Here is an 18481-nt window from a genome sequence, read left to right as displayed (position 1 = left end):
GCTCCTTAAAATGGCCCATTGGCATTAAAGCAGCTTTTATAGCGCTTTAAAGCTCAACACTCCGGTATCGGAAGTATTCCCTTCCCTGTCCTTGGTAACGATGCGCCAATAATATAAAACATCTTCTTCCACGGCAACGCTAAAACTGCTAGTAACTGCCGTTGGCGAAGCGATGAGTTCCTGTTCGGAATCGGAGGTCGATAAATACACCTCATATCTTTCGATATCGTCGTCCAAATCGCGTCCGGACCATTGTAGGCTTACTTCTCCATTACCGTTCCGGATTACCTGTCCACCAGGCGGAGGGGCGATTATCTCGGCAGGGAACGGAGCAAAACTGGTTAAGGCCCCGGGGCTGTAAAAAAACCATGTATCACTTTTTGCCGTTTCGGAAACCGCTCCGTTACGAGAGGTTACCGACCAGGAAAAAGGCGCAGCCTGTGCTATGGTGACCGTAGCACTATTTTCAGGTATGGTACGCGTCTCCACGGCATTGGTTTCCAAATTGGTCACCCTTAGTTGGTAGGTATCGGTGTTCGCACTGGCCTCCCAAACGAACCGCACCACGTTTTCACCATTACTTTCAGAGGTTATCGGGGTACATTCTTGATTCCTGGCAGGGGCAACCAAAAGGGCCGCTACAGGAGGTCCAGGATCCTTTTTGCACCCGATGATAAACATCCCCAATACTAGTATCGCACCTAAAAACCTCATTGCTTGATCAGTTTAACCGTTTCGTTCTGGGACTCCCCAAAAACCTTTAAAAAATACGTTCCCGAAGCCAGCCCCGAAACATCCAGTACCGCTTCCGTACCGGGAATCGTTTTGGAATCGCTGAGTACCAACTTACCGTTCAAGGAATACACTTCCATAGTAAAAATTCCAGCATCAGCCACATTTACGGTCACCCTATCGACGAACGGATTGGGATAGACCGCCAAACCATCGAACAAGTAAAACCGCTCTTCATAACTACCTTGGCACGACAAGCCAGTGTTTACCTTTACCGTATTGACGCCTTTTTGCAAATCCAAACGTATGGTTTCTTCAGTTACTACCCTTACCACACCGTTCAATGACACTTCATAACTATCCGCCCCTTCAAAATTTAAGATGACCGCGCTGTTGTCCATGGCCAATGTTGCCGATACGCTCAGTGCCTCCGGTTCGGTCACCACTACTTCGGAACAGGCCTCTTCATACGTAATATCGCCATCGGCCGCAAGAACACAAACGGTATAGGTGCCGGCATCCAAACTTCCGGCACGAAAGACCGTAGTAAAGGTATCCGCTATTGAAACGCCGTTTCCTTCAACACTTACGGAATAGTCCAGTTCGGTATCCGGTACTATTATGATCTCTCCGTCATTGTTGGCTCGACATGTTTCGCTGATAACTGAGATCTGTAATGAGTCGTTACCGAGCCTAAAAACAGGACAACCGGTGACATCGACCTCCTGACCGTCAGGGGTATCGGGGCAAAGATCGTCGTCATCAAAAATACCGTCGTTATCGGCATCGGGACTAAACTCCCCTTCCACGCACACATCCATGGAAAACGACCTTAAAAAACCACCGTCGGCCGGGGCCGTATCGGTTACGGTCAGTACCCAATCCCCAAAAATAGATTCCCCGTTAAAACTGCCCAACCCCCCTAGCGGTCTTACGCGCCCGGAAATCGCAGGAGTGCCGTCACATTGAAATGGCTCCGCATCATTATCAAAAATGGCATCGATATTCTTAAGGTCTCCACAGGAATTGGATACCATGGTCACCGAAGTTCCCGAAGGGGAAGTCAACGTAATGACCAAATCGGACAAGAAAGTATGGTCCACATCCAAAATAACATCGATGTCGGCCACCGGAAGGTTTTCAAAAAAGGATATGGTAGAAGTAATCGTCGGTGTACCCGTACTCGAAATTTGCAATTCACCGTCCCTACTCGCTTTTGTAATACAATTGAACGGGATTGTACGGAAACCAAAAGCAGTTCCGAAAGCACCTTCCCCGCAAACATTTTTTGGCCGTACACGCCAAAAATACTGTTGGTCGTTCTCCAAAGCTAAGGGCAGATAGGCATTATCCGTTACCGTAGCGGTTTCCGTAATATTGGCAAAGGCCACATCCGTTGCTATTTCTATATCATAGGCGGTGTAGCCGCCATTCCCTTCCCATTGCAGCTCTTGAACGGAGGTCACCTCCTCCGCGCCATCCGCCGGTGATTGTAAGGTAACGGCCTCAAAGCCATCATCGAAAACGCCGAGCGCCAAAGGGACCTCTTTTACATTTCCCGTTGCGGTACCCGAAACAACGATTTCGTAGGCGCCTACCGCCACATTGTTTGTATTGGATACCGTTACGGTGACCTCGGTATTGTTCGCCGTGGCCGTGGCCGGAGAAAAAACGACGTTGGCTCCCGCTGGTACGGTAGCACTAAAGGTCGATTCCGCCGAAAAACCGTCGAAGGTCTGATAGTCGAATACGAAACTAAGGTCGTCACCTTGGCACACTTCATAGGAAAGTGTTTCAAAAGCAAGAACGACCGGGGCGCTTACAATTTCAAAATCGACCGCATTTACCGCGTAAAAAATATTCCCTTGGGCCTTTACCATGATCCGGGCCGCCGTCGTCGGTAAACCGGGCACCACTACCTCATGGCTACCATCGTTCGGCACACCTTCGGCGAGCGGTAAAAAAGTAGTTCCGCCATCCGTGGAAAGCAAAAGGTCTACGCTGCTGACGTTTACGGGTGCGGTATCGGTATTGGCCACATCCCAAGTAACCGTCATTACATCACCGGCGGTAACCGCATCGGAACTTTCCTGTGAGGTAACTAAAAAGGGTCCGGCGCCGTTAATAACTTGGATAGCGCTGAGCGCCGTACCTACCTGTCCTCCTCCGGTGGCATTGTCGCGCACGGTAAGGGCAAAATTCATTTCGCGTTCTACTTCCGAAACCGTCTCCCAATCATCGTTAAAGTTTGGTGTCGTCTCGGTCAATTGTCCGGCCAGCACCCGAGAAAGGTTGGGAAAATAACGTGTCGGGTCGGTGCTCGGTGGTAACGATCTAAAGTTTGCACCGCTGGGGTTCAAAGGACCGAACGTTCCCTGGGTGACCACCCCATCGTCTATTTGTTCCCAAGTATATGTAAGCACATCACCGGCATCGGCATCCGTTGCCTCCCCGGTCAGCACAAATGCGGTCCCTTTTGGTATGGTATAATCCGATAGTGGGGCAATTACCGGAGGCGTGTTGGTCAAAGGAATCGATTGTCCACAACTTTTCGTTTCCAAGTTTTCAATAATTTGGACGATACTATTATAATGGAAATAATCGTCGCTGTTTAGGGCGACATTGTCACTCCCCGTTATTCCCGCATAGCCCATAATCGTAGTACCGCTTCCCGGTTCTGCCTGCACCTGTGTGCCCTCCGACTCAAAGGACCAGGTGTGGTTGGCCCCCAATTGGTGTCCAATTTCATGGGCGACAAAATCCAGATCAAAAATGTCCCCTTCGGGCGTAGTTCCCGAGGAGAAGGCACTTCCCTTGGAACCATCTTCGCATATCGCTCCTATGAAACCGGCGTTTCCATTGTTTTGATCATTATTGAACAAATGGCCGATATCATAATTGGCCTCCCCGATTTCGCGGGTAAGGGTACTCTGGGCCTGATTGTTCAAATTTCCGGTATACGGGTCGGTATCCGGATCGGTATAGATAACGGAATCGGTATTGCCCACCAAAACCAAACGTACCGCCAGATCGGTTTCAAAAAGCGCATTAATCCGCGTTACTGTGGCATTTATAGCGGCCAAGGCATCCGAAACGCTTCCTCCATGATACTCGGTATATTCCCCGGTAGCCGATACGGCCAATCGATATTCCCGCAAGACCTGCCCATCGACCGGGCGTAAGGCCGAGGCCCTTTCATTGCGATGTACCTTTGCTTTAGTGTCACAAACAAAATCGATATCCGCACGGGAATAGGAATCCCGGGCATACGCCAAATAGCGGTCATCACCGCTTTTTTGGATAAAGGTTGGTGCGCGTTCGTCCGCGTAGGTCGTCATTCCCTGCAATCCCTTGTGTGAAATACTGAATCGAATACGGTCCGCTTTGTTGGTTAAGGAATAGCCCCGATAAGAACGGACCTCAGGATATTTTTGTGCAAGTTCTGGAGCCATTATCGAATGCTCCGAAACACGGAACGCTACCAATTTTCCCGCCTCGTCGGGAAAATAAAGAATGGTGGAACCAGACGTATCTTTTGTAAGAATATCCAATTCGGACCGAAATGCTTGGCGGTCCAAGGAGAAATAGCGGCCTCCCTTTACCTGCAGCCTGCTGACAAGCTTCTTCGCCTGTCTACCGTTCGCAGATGTGGGCGTCCAGTACTTCTGCTGTGCGAATCCGTAAAAGGATAAAAATAATATGGAAAATGAAAAAACAAGACGTAATTTAGCGGCCATCTACGGGGTTTTACCAAATACCGAAGATACGTTTTTTTCTGATCAACCGCTACGTGAAAACAGTCCAAGGCATTACAAAATACGACGAAAAGCACCCCACGGCCATTACGATCGGCACCTTTGACGGCGTACACATCGGGCACCGCACCATTTTGGAGCGATTGATTGCGGAAGCAAAGGAAAAAGGACTTCGATCGACCGTACTGACCTTCTTTCCACACCCAAGAATGGTGTTGCAGAAAGATAGCGATATCAAACTACTGAACACCATTTCAGAGAAATCCAGGATTTTGGAGGAAATGGGATTAGATCAATTGGTCATCCATCCGTTTACAAAGGATTTTTCCCGATTATCGGCTACAAGTTTTGTAAGGGATGTTCTCGTAAACCAATTGCGCACTAAAAAAATAATCATCGGTTACGACCATCGTTTCGGAAGAAACCGCACCGCGAACATCGATGACCTCAAAACCTTTGGCGCGACACTGGATTTTGAGGTAGCCGAAATTCCCGCCCAAGAAATCGATGCCGTTTCGGTAAGTTCCACCAAAATTCGCAAAGCCCTTTTGGATGGTGACATCGTTACGGCAAATACCTTTCTGGGATATGATTATATGCTCAGCGGCAGTATAAAAAAAGGAAAGGGATTGGGGCGACAATTGGCGTTTCCTACGGCGAACCTGCATTTGGATGAAACCTATAAACTGGTTCCCAAAAATGGCGTTTATCTTGTACACAGCAGCATTAATGGCATTACGGTACATGGTATGATGAACATTGGGCACAATCCTACCGTATCGGAGGAAGAGGAAAATCGGCCGCTCCAAAAACGGATCGAGATCCACTTTTTTGATTTTGATCGCGATTTATATGGCCAAAAATTGCAAATACAAGTGGTAAAACGCCTACGGGACGAACACAAGTTCGAATCGGTGGAAGCGCTCCAAAAACAATTGCAGCAGGACCGACTGGTTTCCCTTAAGATACTCTCCGAAAAATGATACGCCGTTTGCTCTTTGGAAGGATCGATAATTCCCCACTCATCATTTTTAGGGTATTTTTCGGCATCCTTTGCGCCTTGGAGTGTTACGGCGCCATCGTAACGGGATGGGTACGCCGTACCCTTGTGGAGCCCGAGTTCACCTTTAATTTTATTGGCTTTGAATGGTTACAGCCCTTGCCAGGAGTTGGAATGTACGTCTATTTTGCGATTATGGGCACCTTGGGCGTGGGCATTGCCCTAGGGTACCGGTACCGCTTTTGTGCCATCGCCTTTACCTTGCTTTGGACCGGGGCGTACCTGATGCAAAAGACCTCGTACAACAACCATTACTACCTTTTGGTCCTAATTTCGGGGTGTATGGCCGTTTTTCCGGCAAACCGTTATTTCTCCCTTGATGTCAAACGAAATCCCAACATCCGTACCATCAGCATGCCCGGTTGGATAAAATGGTCCATAGTACTACAGCTATTTATCGTTTACACCTATGCCGCCATCGCAAAAATGTACGGCGATTGGGTCGATTTTGGAATTGTAAAAATTCTTATGCAGGGAAAGGCAGGGTATCCCATTATCGGATCGGTATTGCAACTTCCCTGGATCCATAAGATCATCGGTGTTTTTGGAATCCTCTTCGATCTTTTGATCATTCCGGCACTGTTATGGAAACCCACCCGTAAACCGGCGTTCATTGCCTCTATTTTTTTCCATCTTTTTAATTCTATTGTTTTTCAGATCGGAATTTTCCCCTATTTGTCGCTAGCTTTCACCGTTTTCTTTTTCGACACCAAAACCATCAACAACCTCTTTTTTAAAAAGAAACCCCATTACAGCGACGCACCGGAGCTATCCCCGGCATACAACAGACCTTTGCTCTTGGTTTTGGGCATCTATTTTCTGGTTCAGATCGCCCTTCCGCTACGCCACCATCTGATACCGGACGATGTGCTATGGACGGAAGAAGGGCATCGTTTGAGTTGGCGTATGATGCTCCGCAGTAGGGCGGGACGCATCCAGTTTCAAGTTGTGCACAAGGACACCCAGAAGAAAGAGTATATCGACGCTTCAAAATACCTTACCGCAAAACAACGCCGACGGCTTGGGTCCTATCCGGATTTCATTTGGCAGTTCGCCCAGAAATTAAAGGCCATCTACGCCGAAAAAGGCATCGCCGTTTCCGTATATGCTATCGGTTCCAAAGTAAGCGTTAACGGAAAACCGTACAGGCCGTTTATTGACCCGACCGTAGATCTTGCCGCGGTTCCCTGGTCGCATCTCCACCACAATGCTTTTATTTTACCCTCGTCCGAAGCGGATACGACCGAAAATTGATTCGACTCTGGATTGGTAGCCTGTATAATTAAGATTAAATTTGCATCCTAAAATAAAAGAGATGCTACAATTACAGGCGATTCGGGAGAACAAAGAAGCGTTGATCGCTGCGTTGAACAAAAGGGGTATCGATGCCACGGCATTGTTGGACACCGTTGCCCAACTTGATGAGCAACGAAGGGCTACACAGACCCAACTTGACGCCACCTTGGCAAACGCGAACAAGCTCTCCAAAGAAATAGGACAACTGTTCAAGACCGGCAAGGCACAGGAAGCGAACGTTTTAAAGGAACGGACCACCGCGCTAAAAGAGGAGTCCAAAACCTTGACGGACACCTTGAACACCTCTGCCGAAGCATTACAGAAAGCACTCTATCAAATACCCAACGTTCCCCATAGCTCCGTACCTGCCGGAGTTACCGAAGCGGACAATGAAGAAATCTTCCAAGAAGGGGCCATACCGACCTTGAACGCGGATGCCCTCCCCCATTGGGAGCTGGCAAAAAAATACGATATCATCGATTTTGAGCTCGGTGTAAAAATTACCGGAGCGGGATTTCCCGTGTACAAAGGAAAGGGAGCCCGGTTACAACGAGCATTGATCTCTTACTTTCTCGATAAAAATAGTGCTGCCGGCTATACCGAAATGCAGGTGCCCCATTTGGTAAACGAGGCTTCGGGCCTTGGCACCGGGCAATTACCGGACAAGGAGGGGCAAATGTACCATGTTGGGGAAGACGACCTGTACCTCATCCCAACGGCCGAAGTACCCGTTACCAACCTGATGCGGAACGAACTAGTTGCCGAAAACGACTTTCCCATATGTTATACCGCATATACCCCTTGTTTTAGAAGGGAAGCGGGCAGCTACGGGGCACATGTACGCGGTTTGAACCGCCTACACCAATTTGATAAGGTAGAAATCGTTCGTGTGGAGCACCCGAGCGAATCCTATAACGCTTTGGACGGTATGGTCGAACATATTAAAACCATTTTAAGGGAACTGCAACTTCCCTTTAGGATATTGCGCCTCTGCGGGGGAGACCTCGGTTTTACCGCGGCACTTACCTATGATTTTGAGGTGTTTTCCACGGCACAGGACCGTTGGTTGGAAATCAGTTCCGTTTCCAATTTTGAAACCTACCAGGCCAACCGTTTGAAATTGCGATATAAAGATTCCGATGGAAAAAGCCGTCTGGCACATACGCTCAACGGAAGCGCACTGGCCCTGCCAAGAGTATTGGCCGGCATCCTGGAAAACTACCAAACTGCCGACGGCATCAATATTCCGGAGGTATTGGTCCCCTACTGTGGTTTCGATACAATTGGGTAGTATTTATGGAACGTCCTCCATTTGAAGACATCCGCACAGGGGCCGAATTCAACCGATGGTACTGGCTCAAGGAGGAGTTGGTCGCCATTTGCAAACAGGCGAACATTCCCGGTAATGGACGAAAATTTGAACTGCGCGACCGTATTATTTTTGCGCTGGACCACCCGAACGAGCCCTTGCCCAAAGCCCCTAAAAAGGTAAAAAAATCGACCTTTAACTGGGCCCGCGCCTCTCTTTCCCTGGATACCAAAATTACCGACTCGGTCAGTTTTGGCCCCAACTTCAGGAATTTTATGAAATCGCATGTCGGAAAACGATTTTCGTGCCATTCCGATTTTATGGATTGGGTAAAGGCAAATACGGGCAAAACATTGGAAGATGCCGTAATGATCTGGCACGAATTGGAGGACCGTAAAAAGAATCCCGATTTTAAAAGGGCCATTGCGGCAAACAATATGCTGGCACAATACGTACGCGACTTTTTGGCCGACAACCCCGAAAAACGCTTTAAGGATGCGCTACACCATTGGAAAATAAAAAAAACGCTCCCCACGGAAACCGGATTTGTAGTGTATGAAATCTCAGATCTGGAGCTTGTTGGGGAAACCTAGCCGTTCAAGGTAGGTGTTCTCTATTTTATTGGTTACCTGCTTAGATTACATCATAGGGTTCATGGTTAACCAAGGCTTAAATAACCTCATACTAGCAAAGTACTGAAGTGATTCATACCTTAGGAAAGGAGAACTTTTGGCTTGGATTATTCATCAATCCCGACAAATCGCGTTCGAAAAACAAAAACACATGGATTTACAACGCTAGTTATCCCATAAAAGCCAAAAATTCAAAATCATGAGTTGCACCTTTTTATTGGATAGAAAAACAACCTCTTGCAACAAAATCCACCACATAAAACCACTGACCAAAACGCTAAAAGCTATTCCCAATTTTCCTTTCGTCCTACCCGGGTTACGTCTTTTCGTCCCATAGCCCCAATTCCCCCGATTTATCAAATAAATTTCAGGTTTAAGAGTTTATTGATAACGATTGTATGCCAACTTAATTACCTTTGGTAACGCACATGAAACATTTCCTTCTTTCCCTTTGCTGTTTTGTTTCGGTCGGCGCGCTTAGCGCGCAAGACGACTTTCTTGCCAAACAATACTTTAACGACGGAAGTTTTGAAAAAGCGGTGGTCTTTTACGAAAAATTGGTGCGCCAAAACCCTAGACGTACCGATTATGGGGAAGGGTTGATCGCTTGCTACCAGCAATTGGAACGCTATGGGGATGCCGAGGGGTATTTGCTGCAACAACTGGGAAAACCATATGCCAACCCCACTTTTTACGTAGAGCTGGGATACAACCACACGCTACAGGACCAACAAGAAGAAGCCTTAAAAAACTACCGTAAGGCCCTAGCACAAATTGAAAAAAAACCGAGTTACGGCTATGCCATAGGGCTCCGTTTTCAGAAATATGCCCTTTTGGACCAAGCGTTGTCGGCCTATTCCAAAGCCATGGAATTGAACCCCAACCTCGACTACAATTACCAACTGGCGAAACTATACGGTGAAAAGGGCGACGTGGAAAAAATGTACGGCGCCTACCTAAAATTGATCAGCGAGGGCAAAACCTCCAAATCCAATGTATTGCGCAGTATTGACGACTTTATATCGGAAGACCCCGAAAACGGGAACAATCTTAAACTGAAAAAGATATTACTTGAGAATGCCCAACGCAATCCGGATGTGTTGTGGAACGAGTTGCTCAGTTGGCTTTTTGTACAACAAAAGCAGTTCGGCAGTGCTTTCCGCCAAGAAAAGGCCATTTACCGCCGATCCGAATCGAGTTCCGTACAACGTTTGGAAAACCTTGGAAAACTTGCGATGGAGGAAAATGAAAACGATTTGGCCCGCGAGGTTTTTGAATATATAATCAAAAACAACAACAATCCCAACAACCTTTTGAACGCTCAATTGCAATTGATTACATTGCAATTACGGACAGCGGATGCCAAAACGCTGGACACGGTAGAAGCACGTTTCGAGGAGTTGATGGAACAATACGGTTACGACAACGGCACCTTGCAATTACAGGTGGCCTATGCCAACTTTCTTACTTTTGAGAAGAACGACCCCGATCCCGCTGTCCGCATCCTAAAAAACAGTTTGGAACTGCCTTTGAACCCCAGGGGAAAAGCATACATCAAACTTGCCCTTGGCGACATATTGGTATACGACCAACGGTTCAACGAGGCCCTGATCTATTTTTCACAGACGCAAAAAGGGTTAAAAAACGATATGCTGGGCCAAGAAGCCCGGTACAAAGTGGCCCAGACCAGCTTTTACAAGGGCGATTTCGATTGGGCACTTACCCAACTTAAAGTATTACGAGGGTCCACCTCCCAATTGATCGCCAATGATGCCATGCAGTTGAGCCTTCTTATCTCCGACAACTCCTTGGAAGATTCCACACAGACCGCCCTTAAAAAATATGCGCGTGCCGACTTGCTAGGTTATCAAAACAGAACCCGGGCGGCGATAGATACGTTGGATATTATTTTAAAAGAACACAAGGGCGAAAAAATAGAGGACGATGCCCTGTTCCAACAGGGGCAGTTGTTGGAGCAATTGAAGGACTATACAGCGGCCGAATTCAACTACCTTAAAATTATCGAATTCTATCCCAACGGCATATTGGCCGATGACGCCCACTTTGCCCTAGGGGAACTTTATCGAACCAAACTGAACGCCCCGGAAAAAGCAAAGGCGCAATACGAAAAGATCATCTATAGGTATCAAGATAGTTATTACTTTCCGCAGGCACGGAAAAACTTCAGAAAACTAAGGGGCGACCCCGTTAACTGATCCAAGATCCCGGCACAAAAATCCATAAAAACGATGGTGCTACGCACCGCTTTTCCCATACACCGATAAACAATGCTCATTTATAACGTAACCACCAATATTGAACAGATCGTTCACGAGCAATGGCTCCAATGGATGAAAGAGACCCACATTCCCGACGTACTGGCAACGGGGAAATTCCTAAATGCAAAACTGGCAAAGGTGCTGGTCACCGAGGAAATGGGCGGCCATACCTATTCGGTACAATTTACCGTTCAGGACCGGGAAACCTTGGAGCGCTACTATAAAGAAGACGCACCGAAGCTTCGCGACGAGGCCCACCAGCTTTTCCCTGGAAAATTTGTATCGTTCCGAACAGAACTGGAAGTCATCAGCGAGAAAGATGTCGCAAAAGAGACATCCACACAACTGTTGTTCGCCTACGGCACCTTGAGGGACAAAACGATACAACAAGCGGTTTTTTCAAAAACCCTGATGCATACCTCCGACACCCTTTTTTCCTATGCCCTTAAGGCCGAACAGGTTGCCGATACCTACCCCAACATTGTTCCGTCAAAAAACGGGGAAGACCATGTTGTTGGCGAGGTGTATCCGTTGACCGAAAACGAATTACGGCTTGCGGACTCCTATGAAGGCAATCTGTATGAACGTATTACCGTAACACTGGCCTCTGGAAGAAAGGCATGGGTGTATGTAAGCAAGGATCACTGATTCCCAATTTTAAACCGATACATGTCCAAAAAGAAAAAATATCCGTCCCGTTTTGAGAAGAAAAACGCTAGAAACGGAGGTGAGCAACGTCCCGTAAAGGCAAAAAAGCACTTGGGACAGCACTTTTTAAAGGACGAGGCCATTGCGCAACAAATAGCCGAAACGCTTTCACTTGATCCCTATCGCAACGTTATCGAAATAGGTCCGGGAACCGGGGTGCTTACCAAATACCTGTTACTGCGCGACCTGGAGTTGGTAGCCATGGACCTCGATGCGGAATCGATCATTTACCTGAACCATAGCTTTCCCTTGGAACACCCAAAGGTATTGGCCAAGCAAGGTTCGTTCACCGTATTGGAGGCCGATTTTTTAAAGTACGACCTCGGTACCCTATTCAATGGGGAACCGTTTGCCATCACCGGCAACTTTCCCTACAACATATCTACCCAAATTGTTTTCAAACTCTTGGAAGTACGCGATCGTGTTCCCGAGTTTTCGGGAATGTTCCAAAAAGAGGTCGCCAAACGAATATGTGAAAAAGAGGGCAGTAAAACCTATGGCATCCTTTCGGTACTGGTACAGGCCTTTTACGATGCCGAGTATCTTTTTACGGTACACCCGCAGGTTTTTGATCCCCCGCCCAAGGTACAGTCCGGTGTAATCCGGTTAAAAAGAAAAGAAGGGCAGTCCTTGGGCTGTAACGAAAAACTGTTCTTTAGGGTGGTCAAGGCCGCTTTTAACCAACGTAGAAAAACGATGCGCAATAGTTTAAAGGCGTTCGACCTTTCCGAAACCTTGCGGGCCGACCCCATTTTCGACAAACGCCCCGAACAACTTAAGGTCTCCGATTTTTTGGCGTTGACCCAAAAAATAGAAACCGACATGAAGGATTGATACCGGTTCCTCAAAAATAAAATAGCCTTGACGGCACTTGCGTTTTTCCGAAGTGGAAACGCAAACGGCCCCTCCATTCTAAACCTTTTTCTTTAGCTTTGCGGCAGATGTTAAAATTCATCGTAACGGCCGTATGACACCCTTTAAACTTACCGAAGCGCTAATTACGGAAATCGAAGCGCTCATCGAAAACCAAAAAGATCAGGAGCTTCAGGTTCTTTTGGAGGACTTGCACTTTGCCGATGTAGCGGAGATCATTAACGAGCTCAACGAAGATGAGGCTACCTATTTGATCAAGCTGCTCGATAGCGATAAAACTTCCGATATCCTTACGGAGTTGGACGAGGATGTACGGGAAGCCATTTTAAGCAACCTGTCCACCAAGGAAATTGCGGAGGAACTGGAGGAACTCGATACGGACGACGCCGCCGATATTATCGCCGAACTCCCCAAGGAAATCATCCAAGAGGTCATCTCCGAAATTGGGGACCGTGAACATGCCAAGGATATTGTAGAGCTGTTGCGATACGATGAGAATTCGGCAGGGGGCCTTATGGCAAAAGAATTGGTAAAGGTCAAAGAAGACTGGGACGTACTCAAATGCGTTAAAGAAATGCGGCTACAGGCCGAAAACGTGACCCGGGTACACTCGATATATGTGGTGGACAAAGAAGAAAAGCTAAAGGGACGCCTTTCCTTAAAAGATTTGTTGACCACCGCGACCAAGACCCAAATTGCCGACATCTATATTCCTAAAGTAGATTCGGTAAGCGTTCATGAAAAACCAGAGGAGGTGGCCAAAATAATGAGCAAATACGACTTGGAGGCCATTCCGGTAATCGATGAGATCGGGCGCCTTGTGGGCCGTATTACCATTGATGATATCGTAGATGTCATTAAGGAAGAAGCCGACAAGGATTACCAATTGGCAGCGGGTATCTCTCAGGATGTAGAGGCCGATGACAGCATTTGGGACCTTACTCGTGCGCGTTTGCCTTGGCTGATTTTGGGGCTTTTTGGAGGTGCGGGCGCCGCAATGATCATGGGCGGCTTTGAAGAAATGTTTCGGGAATACACCGTGTTGTTCCTGTTCACCCCTTTGATCGCCGCAATGGCGGGCAACGTAGGGGTACAATCGAGCGCAATCATCGTACAAGGGCTGGCCAATGACGATATCAAGGGAAGTATCGGCAATCGGCTGGTAAAGGAAATGCTGCTGGCCCTGCTCAATGGGCTTATACTCGCGCTTATACTGTTACTGTTCACCTGGGTGTGGAAAGGCAATTTTTTAACCGCGATGGCCATATCCATTTCGTTGATCGCGGTAATTGTTGTAGCAGGTTTTATCGGTACGTTCGTACCACTGTTCCTCGATAAAAGGGGAATAGACCCTGCCATCGCCACCGGGCCGTTCATTACCACCAGCAATGATATTTTTGGTATTTTGATTTACTTTTTTATCGCTAAAATGGTGCTGGGAATTTAACCTAGCGCTTGAAAATAATACCATCAAACGATATAATATTACTAACCCAAAAGACTACTTATTCTTACATTGGAAACATGAATGCCGACGAAATAAAACTCTTTTTTGAAGAACACGGATACTACCACGCCAAACGGGTTTTTACGGGAGATCCCTTGAACAACTTGGCGGAAGACTACGACCGCATCGTCAATCAGCTGGTACGCTCCGGTGACGAGCTCAATGCCCGGTGGACCAACCCCGAGGCCATGAAAAAAATGAAATCGGAAGATTCCGTTATCCTGCACACCAATAATGTGCAACAATATTCCGGACAGTGGATGTCGGCGCTGTTCCATCCAAACTTTTTATTTTATGCCAATGCCCTCCTCGGAGAGGACGTGGTATTGCACCATACCAAGCTATTTCAAAAACCACCTTCTGTGGGCGCCCCTTTTCCGATGCATCAGGACTGGAGCTATTTCCCCACTTTAAAGGACAGTATGCTCGCGGGCATTATGCACCTTACCGAGGCCACCAATGAAATGGGATGCCTACGCGTGTATCCGGGCAGCCATCGTTTGGGCCGTATACCGAACAGTAACGGACAGGTGAAATCCGAATTTCTTGAAAAATATCCTATGGAGAACGCTACCATACTGGAAGCGGAGCCCGGAGATATCGTATTTTTTCATTATTTCACCTTACATGGCTCCATGCCCAATGTCTCCGAAAAAACGAGAAAAACGGTATTGATTCAGCTATACGCCGGTGATGACGTTACCGAACCGGGTATCGACCATCCCGATGAAAAGTTGGTGCTAAGCGGCTGGAACTATCACGCTTCCCGCTCCAATACCGCTCAATAGTACACGTACTACGGTTTCATCTCCTTGGTCAAAGTTCGCCAATGCTCCACTGCGGTTTAAATTGAGGTTATCGTATCTTTGGCCCATTAAAATCGTATGGCCATGAAACCCATCAACCTTAAAGAAAAACATGCCGCGTTCGACAAACAGTGGCATCCCCATCAGATAGCCGTAGTTGACGACATGCAGGTAATCCTGGCAAAGATTCAGGGAAGCTTTGTATGGCATGCCCATGAAAACGAAGACGAACTTTTTCAGGTACTGAAAGGAACGCTATACATGCAGTTTCGCGACCGTACCGAAATTGTGAAAGAAGGAGAAATCATTGTGGTGCCCAAAGGGGTAGAACACAACCCCATGACCAAAAACGGGGAAGAAGTACACCTTTTGCTGTTCGAAAAGCTACATACCGCCCATACCGGTGGTGTACAACATGCCCTTACACAAACCCATTACCCAAAAATATAGGCCCGCCCATGAAAGTCCTCCATCTCGACAGCAACCATTCGTTACTTTCGGCCCAATTCAGCGTATTGGGCTTTCAAAACGACGAAGACTACACTAGTTCAAAAGCAGAAATAGAAAAAGTGATCCATAACTATGATGGGGTGATCATTCGAAGTCGATTTCGAATCGATGCCGATTTTTTGGACAAGGCCGTCAATTTAAAGTTTATCGGTCGTGTCGGTGCGGGTCTGGAGAACATCGACGTCAAATACGCAAAAGCAAAAGGAGTGTTTTTGGCCGCCGCGCCGGAAGGCAACCGAAATGCCGTTGGGGAGCACACCCTGGGCATGTTGTTGTCCTTGTTCAACAAACTCAACAAGGCCGATCGGGAAGTACGATCGGGAACCTGGGATCGCGAAGGGAATCGCGGTATAGAGCTCGACGGGAAAACCGTGGGCATTATCGGGTATGGAAATATGGGAAAGGCCTTTGCCAAAAAACTTCAAGGTTTCGATGTAGAAATACTTTGCTATGATATTTTAGGGGGCGTAGGCGATGAAAATGCCCGACAGGTCGGTGTTTTGGAACTACAGCAAAAAACGGATGTGCTAAGCCTTCATGTACCACAAACGAAACAGACCATAGGAATGATCGACACGAACTTCATAGAAAGCTTTCAAAAACCCTTTTGGATCCTCAATACCGCCCGTGGAAAATGCATCGATACCGCTACTTTGGTCGAAGCGCTCCGGTCGGGAAAAATTCTAGGGGCCGGATTGGACGTATTGGAATATGAAAAAACCTCCTTTGAAAATATGTTCGCCTCGGATACAAAGGGCGAAAACAATCTTCCGGAGGCCTTCCAATACCTCACTGAAGCCAAAAACGTTCTTTTGAGTCCACACGTTGCGGGGTGGACCGTAGAAAGCAAGCAAAAGTTGGCGCAGACCATTGTAGACAAGATCAAAGCAAAATTTTGTTAACTTTAGTACATGAAGAATGCGATCGTATGGTTCGGAACCTTGTCCTTTGCCCTTGCTCTGCTGCTCCGTTTTGGAAAGCATAGTGTTTCGGATGGCTCCCTTTCCCTTGAAGTGGTCTTGGGCCCTGTAGCGCTTATTTTTTTTATAATGGGCATGCTGCTAACGGAAAGATCAAAAGACGGGCAACCATCTTTGCACATCGTACCCGAACGACCAACAGCATCGCTCGATTTAAGCGCTCGAGAATATGAGATATTGAAAGAAATAGCCTTGGGCCTATCGAACCGGGAAATTGCCGAGAAGCTTTTTGTATCGGAAAGTACCGTTAAAACCCATGTGTCGAATATATTGATCAAATTGAACGCAAAACGAAGAACGCAGGCAGTACATATTGCCAAACGCCAAAACATCATCTAGCCGTTCCCCTATTCTCCCCCAAAAAAGATGATTTGGTACTTTAGTACTACCGTATTTCTTGCTGTGAAGGGTAGTTTTGACCGAACCATAACAACTTGAAATATGAAATGAGCATAAACTTTTTTAAGCATACCTTACCGAGATGATTAAAATAAGTTTATGCGAATTACTGAATGTGCAGTAATTTTTAGTTTCTTCATTTTCAGCAAACTACAAAATTTTAAACAGATGAAAAACACCATTTTAAAATTCGGCACGTACAGCGGGGGAATCGCTTTACTTTGCTTTTTGGCGGCACTCTATTTTGGCAAGGGGGCCAGCTTTACCGTTCAGGAAATTATCGGATATACCACTATAGTGGTAGCGTTGTCCTTTATTTACTTTGGCATCAAATACTACAGGGACCAAAAAAACAACGGGCATATTTCCATAGGCAAAGGAATCGCCATAGGACTTGGCATCGCCGCCTTTGCAGCAGCCGGCATTGCCATTGCCGACTTTATCTATACCGCATATATAAATCCCGATTTTTTTAAGGAATACGCAGAAACCATGAAAGCGCAGGGCTCACAAGAGCCCATTCCCGATTACGGAAGCGGCTTTATGGCAATGATCATGTTTATAACGGTCATGCTGATCGGTTTGGTGATTTCCCTAATTTCAGCACTGTTGTTACAACGAAAAAACTAACCCATGCAATACAAAGCGAACACACCCGAAGCGTATATTGCGCAAACCCCGCCGGACAGGCAAGAGGCCCTTCAAAAGCTACGCGCACTGTTCCAAAAAAACCTCCCCAAAGGTTTTGAAGAGCAAATGAGCTACGGCATGCTAGGTTTTGTGGTACCCCATTCCCTTTACCCAGACGGGTACCACTGCAAACCCGAACAGCCCTTGCCCTTTATAAATATTGCTTCCCAAAAAAAGTTTGTGGCGCTTTACCATTCGGGAATATATGCGAATCCGGACCTACACGATTGGTTCGTAACGGAATACCCAAAGCATAGCAAAAGAAAGCTCGATATGGGAAAAAGCTGTATCCGCTTCAAGTACATGGACGATATTCCATATCAGCTACTGGAAGTATTGGCAAAGAAAATTACGGTAAAGCAGTGGATCTCGACATACGAAAAAAACGTAAAAAACAAATAGACCAGACGGTACTAGAACAGATAAAACGACTGCGATGAAAAAAAGAGTAACGGGCCTAGGCGGATTTTTCTTTAAAACGGAAAACCCGGATAAAATAAAGGAATGGTACAGCACACATTTGGGACTTCCGGTAGATCGGTATGGCTGCACCTTTTGGTGGAAAGACGCAGAAGGGAACGATTGCATTACCCAATGGAGCCCCATGGACCGGGAAACCGACTACTTTTCACCCAGCAAATCATCTTTTATGATGAATTTTAGGGTAGCGAATTTAGAACTGTTGTTAAAGACCCTGGAAAAAGAAGGAGTGACCGTTGTAGGGGAAATCGAAACTTTCGAATACGGCAAGTTTGGATGGATACTGGACCCCGACGGGAACAAATTGGAACTTTGGGAACCGATCGATTCGGCCTTTAAGTAAACTAGCTCGGTGCAGGCCCACAATGCTTTAAAAGGAATTGTCCTTTACTAGGGCGTGTTAACACTAATTGCATCGAAAATCAGGGCGATATAGATAAAGGCCGTGAACATGACGTCGAGTTT

17 protein-coding genes are annotated in these 18481 nt (G+C 47.0%); 15 read left to right on the top strand and 2 right to left on the bottom strand.

Annotated elements, in window-relative coordinates; genetic code table 11:
• Positions 1–36 precede the first annotated feature (36 nt).
• Complete coding sequence (locus ACRD7P_RS13920; RefSeq protein WP_430908243.1) at positions 37–714, bottom strand: hypothetical protein; 678 nt, start codon at positions 712–714, stop codon at positions 37–39.
• Positions 711–4469 (bottom strand): reprolysin-like metallopeptidase, encoded by a 3759-nt coding sequence (locus tag ACRD7P_RS13915; protein WP_430908242.1) that lies wholly within the window; start codon positions 4467–4469, stop codon positions 711–713. The genes ACRD7P_RS13920 and ACRD7P_RS13915 overlap by 4 nt, the downstream gene beginning before the upstream one ends.
• Positions 4470–4522: 53 nt before the next feature.
• Between ACRD7P_RS13915 and ACRD7P_RS13910 the strand changes: the two genes are divergently transcribed.
• The 15 genes from ACRD7P_RS13910 to ACRD7P_RS13840 all read left to right on the top strand — a co-directional run bounded on the left by ACRD7P_RS13910 (position 4523) and on the right by ACRD7P_RS13840 (position 18359).
• Complete coding sequence (locus ACRD7P_RS13910; protein WP_430908241.1) at positions 4523–5470, top strand: bifunctional riboflavin kinase/FAD synthetase; 948 nt, start codon at positions 4523–4525, stop codon at positions 5468–5470.
• Positions 5467–6801: an HTTM domain-containing protein gene (locus ACRD7P_RS13905; RefSeq protein WP_430908240.1), complete on the top strand. Its 1335-nt coding sequence runs from the start codon at positions 5467–5469 to the stop codon at positions 6799–6801. The genes ACRD7P_RS13910 and ACRD7P_RS13905 overlap by 4 nt, the downstream gene beginning before the upstream one ends.
• A gap of 61 nt (positions 6802–6862) precedes the next feature.
• Positions 6863–8134 (top strand): serine--tRNA ligase, encoded by a 1272-nt coding sequence (gene serS, locus ACRD7P_RS13900; protein ID WP_430908239.1) that lies wholly within the window; start codon positions 6863–6865, stop codon positions 8132–8134.
• A gap of 5 nt (positions 8135–8139) precedes the next feature.
• Complete coding sequence (locus tag ACRD7P_RS13895; RefSeq protein WP_430908238.1) at positions 8140–8745, top strand: DUF6434 domain-containing protein; 606 nt, start codon at positions 8140–8142, stop codon at positions 8743–8745.
• Between the two features lie 467 nt (positions 8746–9212).
• Positions 9213–11000, top strand: coding sequence for a tetratricopeptide repeat protein (locus ACRD7P_RS13890; protein ID WP_430908237.1), 1788 nt, complete (start codon positions 9213–9215; stop codon positions 10998–11000).
• A 72-nt stretch (positions 11001–11072) separates the two neighbouring features.
• On the top strand, positions 11073–11711 hold the full coding sequence (locus tag ACRD7P_RS13885; protein WP_430908236.1) for a DUF4286 family protein: 639 nt from the start codon (positions 11073–11075) through the stop codon (positions 11709–11711).
• A 21-nt stretch (positions 11712–11732) separates the two neighbouring features.
• The gene (rsmA, locus tag ACRD7P_RS13880; RefSeq protein WP_430908235.1) at positions 11733–12605 is read left to right on the top strand and encodes a 16S rRNA (adenine(1518)-N(6)/adenine(1519)-N(6))-dimethyltransferase RsmA; all 873 of its coding nucleotides are present in this window, start codon (positions 11733–11735) and stop codon (positions 12603–12605) included.
• A gap of 133 nt (positions 12606–12738) precedes the next feature.
• Positions 12739–14091 carry a magnesium transporter gene (gene mgtE / locus ACRD7P_RS13875; protein WP_430908234.1) on the top strand — a complete coding sequence of 451 codons (1353 nt, stop codon included), beginning with the start codon at positions 12739–12741 and terminating at the stop codon, positions 14089–14091.
• A 77-nt stretch (positions 14092–14168) separates the two neighbouring features.
• Positions 14169–14939, top strand: coding sequence for a phytanoyl-CoA dioxygenase family protein (locus tag ACRD7P_RS13870; RefSeq protein WP_430908233.1), 771 nt, complete (start codon positions 14169–14171; stop codon positions 14937–14939).
• A gap of 102 nt (positions 14940–15041) precedes the next feature.
• Positions 15042–15407, top strand: a complete 366-nt coding sequence (locus ACRD7P_RS13865) for a cupin domain-containing protein (protein ID WP_430908232.1) — start codon at positions 15042–15044, stop codon at positions 15405–15407.
• 8 nt (positions 15408–15415) lie between these two features.
• On the top strand, positions 15416–16369 hold the full coding sequence (locus ACRD7P_RS13860; protein WP_430908231.1) for a 2-hydroxyacid dehydrogenase: 954 nt from the start codon (positions 15416–15418) through the stop codon (positions 16367–16369).
• A gap of 9 nt (positions 16370–16378) precedes the next feature.
• A complete protein-coding gene (locus ACRD7P_RS13855; protein ID WP_430908230.1) occupies positions 16379–16786 on the top strand; it encodes a response regulator transcription factor in 408 nt (135 codons plus the stop codon).
• Between the two features lie 228 nt (positions 16787–17014).
• On the top strand, positions 17015–17476 hold the full coding sequence (locus tag ACRD7P_RS13850) for a DUF4199 domain-containing protein (protein ID WP_430908229.1): 462 nt from the start codon (positions 17015–17017) through the stop codon (positions 17474–17476).
• A 3-nt stretch (positions 17477–17479) separates the two neighbouring features.
• Positions 17480–17938, top strand: coding sequence for a DUF1801 domain-containing protein (locus ACRD7P_RS13845; protein ID WP_430908228.1), 459 nt, complete (start codon positions 17480–17482; stop codon positions 17936–17938).
• 34 nt (positions 17939–17972) lie between these two features.
• Complete coding sequence (locus ACRD7P_RS13840; RefSeq protein WP_430908227.1) at positions 17973–18359, top strand: VOC family protein; 387 nt, start codon at positions 17973–17975, stop codon at positions 18357–18359.
• Positions 18360–18481 lie beyond the last annotated feature (122 nt).

Source organism: Maribacter sp. 2-571 (genome assembly GCF_050589625.1).
Classification (GTDB): Bacteria; Bacteroidota; Bacteroidia; order Flavobacteriales; family Flavobacteriaceae; genus Pelagihabitans.
Note: the sequence above shows the minus strand (reverse complement) of the source record. Positions and strands in the feature narration are given on the sequence as shown.

Coding starts and splice junctions, on each gene's coding strand:
- ACRD7P_RS13920 (WP_430908243.1), bottom strand. CDS start 714: ATGAGGTTTTTAGGTGCGATACTAGTATTGGGGATGTTTATCATCGGG.
- ACRD7P_RS13915 (WP_430908242.1), bottom strand. CDS start 4,469: ATGGCCGCTAAATTACGTCTTGTTTTTTCATTTTCCATATTATTTTTA.
- ACRD7P_RS13905 (WP_430908240.1), top strand. CDS start 5,467: ATGATACGCCGTTTGCTCTTTGGAAGGATCGATAATTCCCCACTCATC.
- serS (WP_430908239.1), top strand. CDS start 6,863: ATGCTACAATTACAGGCGATTCGGGAGAACAAAGAAGCGTTGATCGCT.
- ACRD7P_RS13895 (WP_430908238.1), top strand. CDS start 8,140: ATGGAACGTCCTCCATTTGAAGACATCCGCACAGGGGCCGAATTCAAC.
- ACRD7P_RS13890 (WP_430908237.1), top strand. CDS start 9,213: ATGAAACATTTCCTTCTTTCCCTTTGCTGTTTTGTTTCGGTCGGCGCG.
- ACRD7P_RS13885 (WP_430908236.1), top strand. CDS start 11,073: ATGCTCATTTATAACGTAACCACCAATATTGAACAGATCGTTCACGAG.
- rsmA (WP_430908235.1), top strand. CDS start 11,733: ATGTCCAAAAAGAAAAAATATCCGTCCCGTTTTGAGAAGAAAAACGCT.
- mgtE (WP_430908234.1), top strand. CDS start 12,739: ATGACACCCTTTAAACTTACCGAAGCGCTAATTACGGAAATCGAAGCG.
- ACRD7P_RS13870 (WP_430908233.1), top strand. CDS start 14,169: ATGAATGCCGACGAAATAAAACTCTTTTTTGAAGAACACGGATACTAC.
- ACRD7P_RS13865 (WP_430908232.1), top strand. CDS start 15,042: ATGAAACCCATCAACCTTAAAGAAAAACATGCCGCGTTCGACAAACAG.
- ACRD7P_RS13860 (WP_430908231.1), top strand. CDS start 15,416: ATGAAAGTCCTCCATCTCGACAGCAACCATTCGTTACTTTCGGCCCAA.
- ACRD7P_RS13855 (WP_430908230.1), top strand. CDS start 16,379: ATGAAGAATGCGATCGTATGGTTCGGAACCTTGTCCTTTGCCCTTGCT.
- ACRD7P_RS13850 (WP_430908229.1), top strand. CDS start 17,015: ATGAAAAACACCATTTTAAAATTCGGCACGTACAGCGGGGGAATCGCT.
- ACRD7P_RS13845 (WP_430908228.1), top strand. CDS start 17,480: ATGCAATACAAAGCGAACACACCCGAAGCGTATATTGCGCAAACCCCG.
- ACRD7P_RS13840 (WP_430908227.1), top strand. CDS start 17,973: ATGAAAAAAAGAGTAACGGGCCTAGGCGGATTTTTCTTTAAAACGGAA.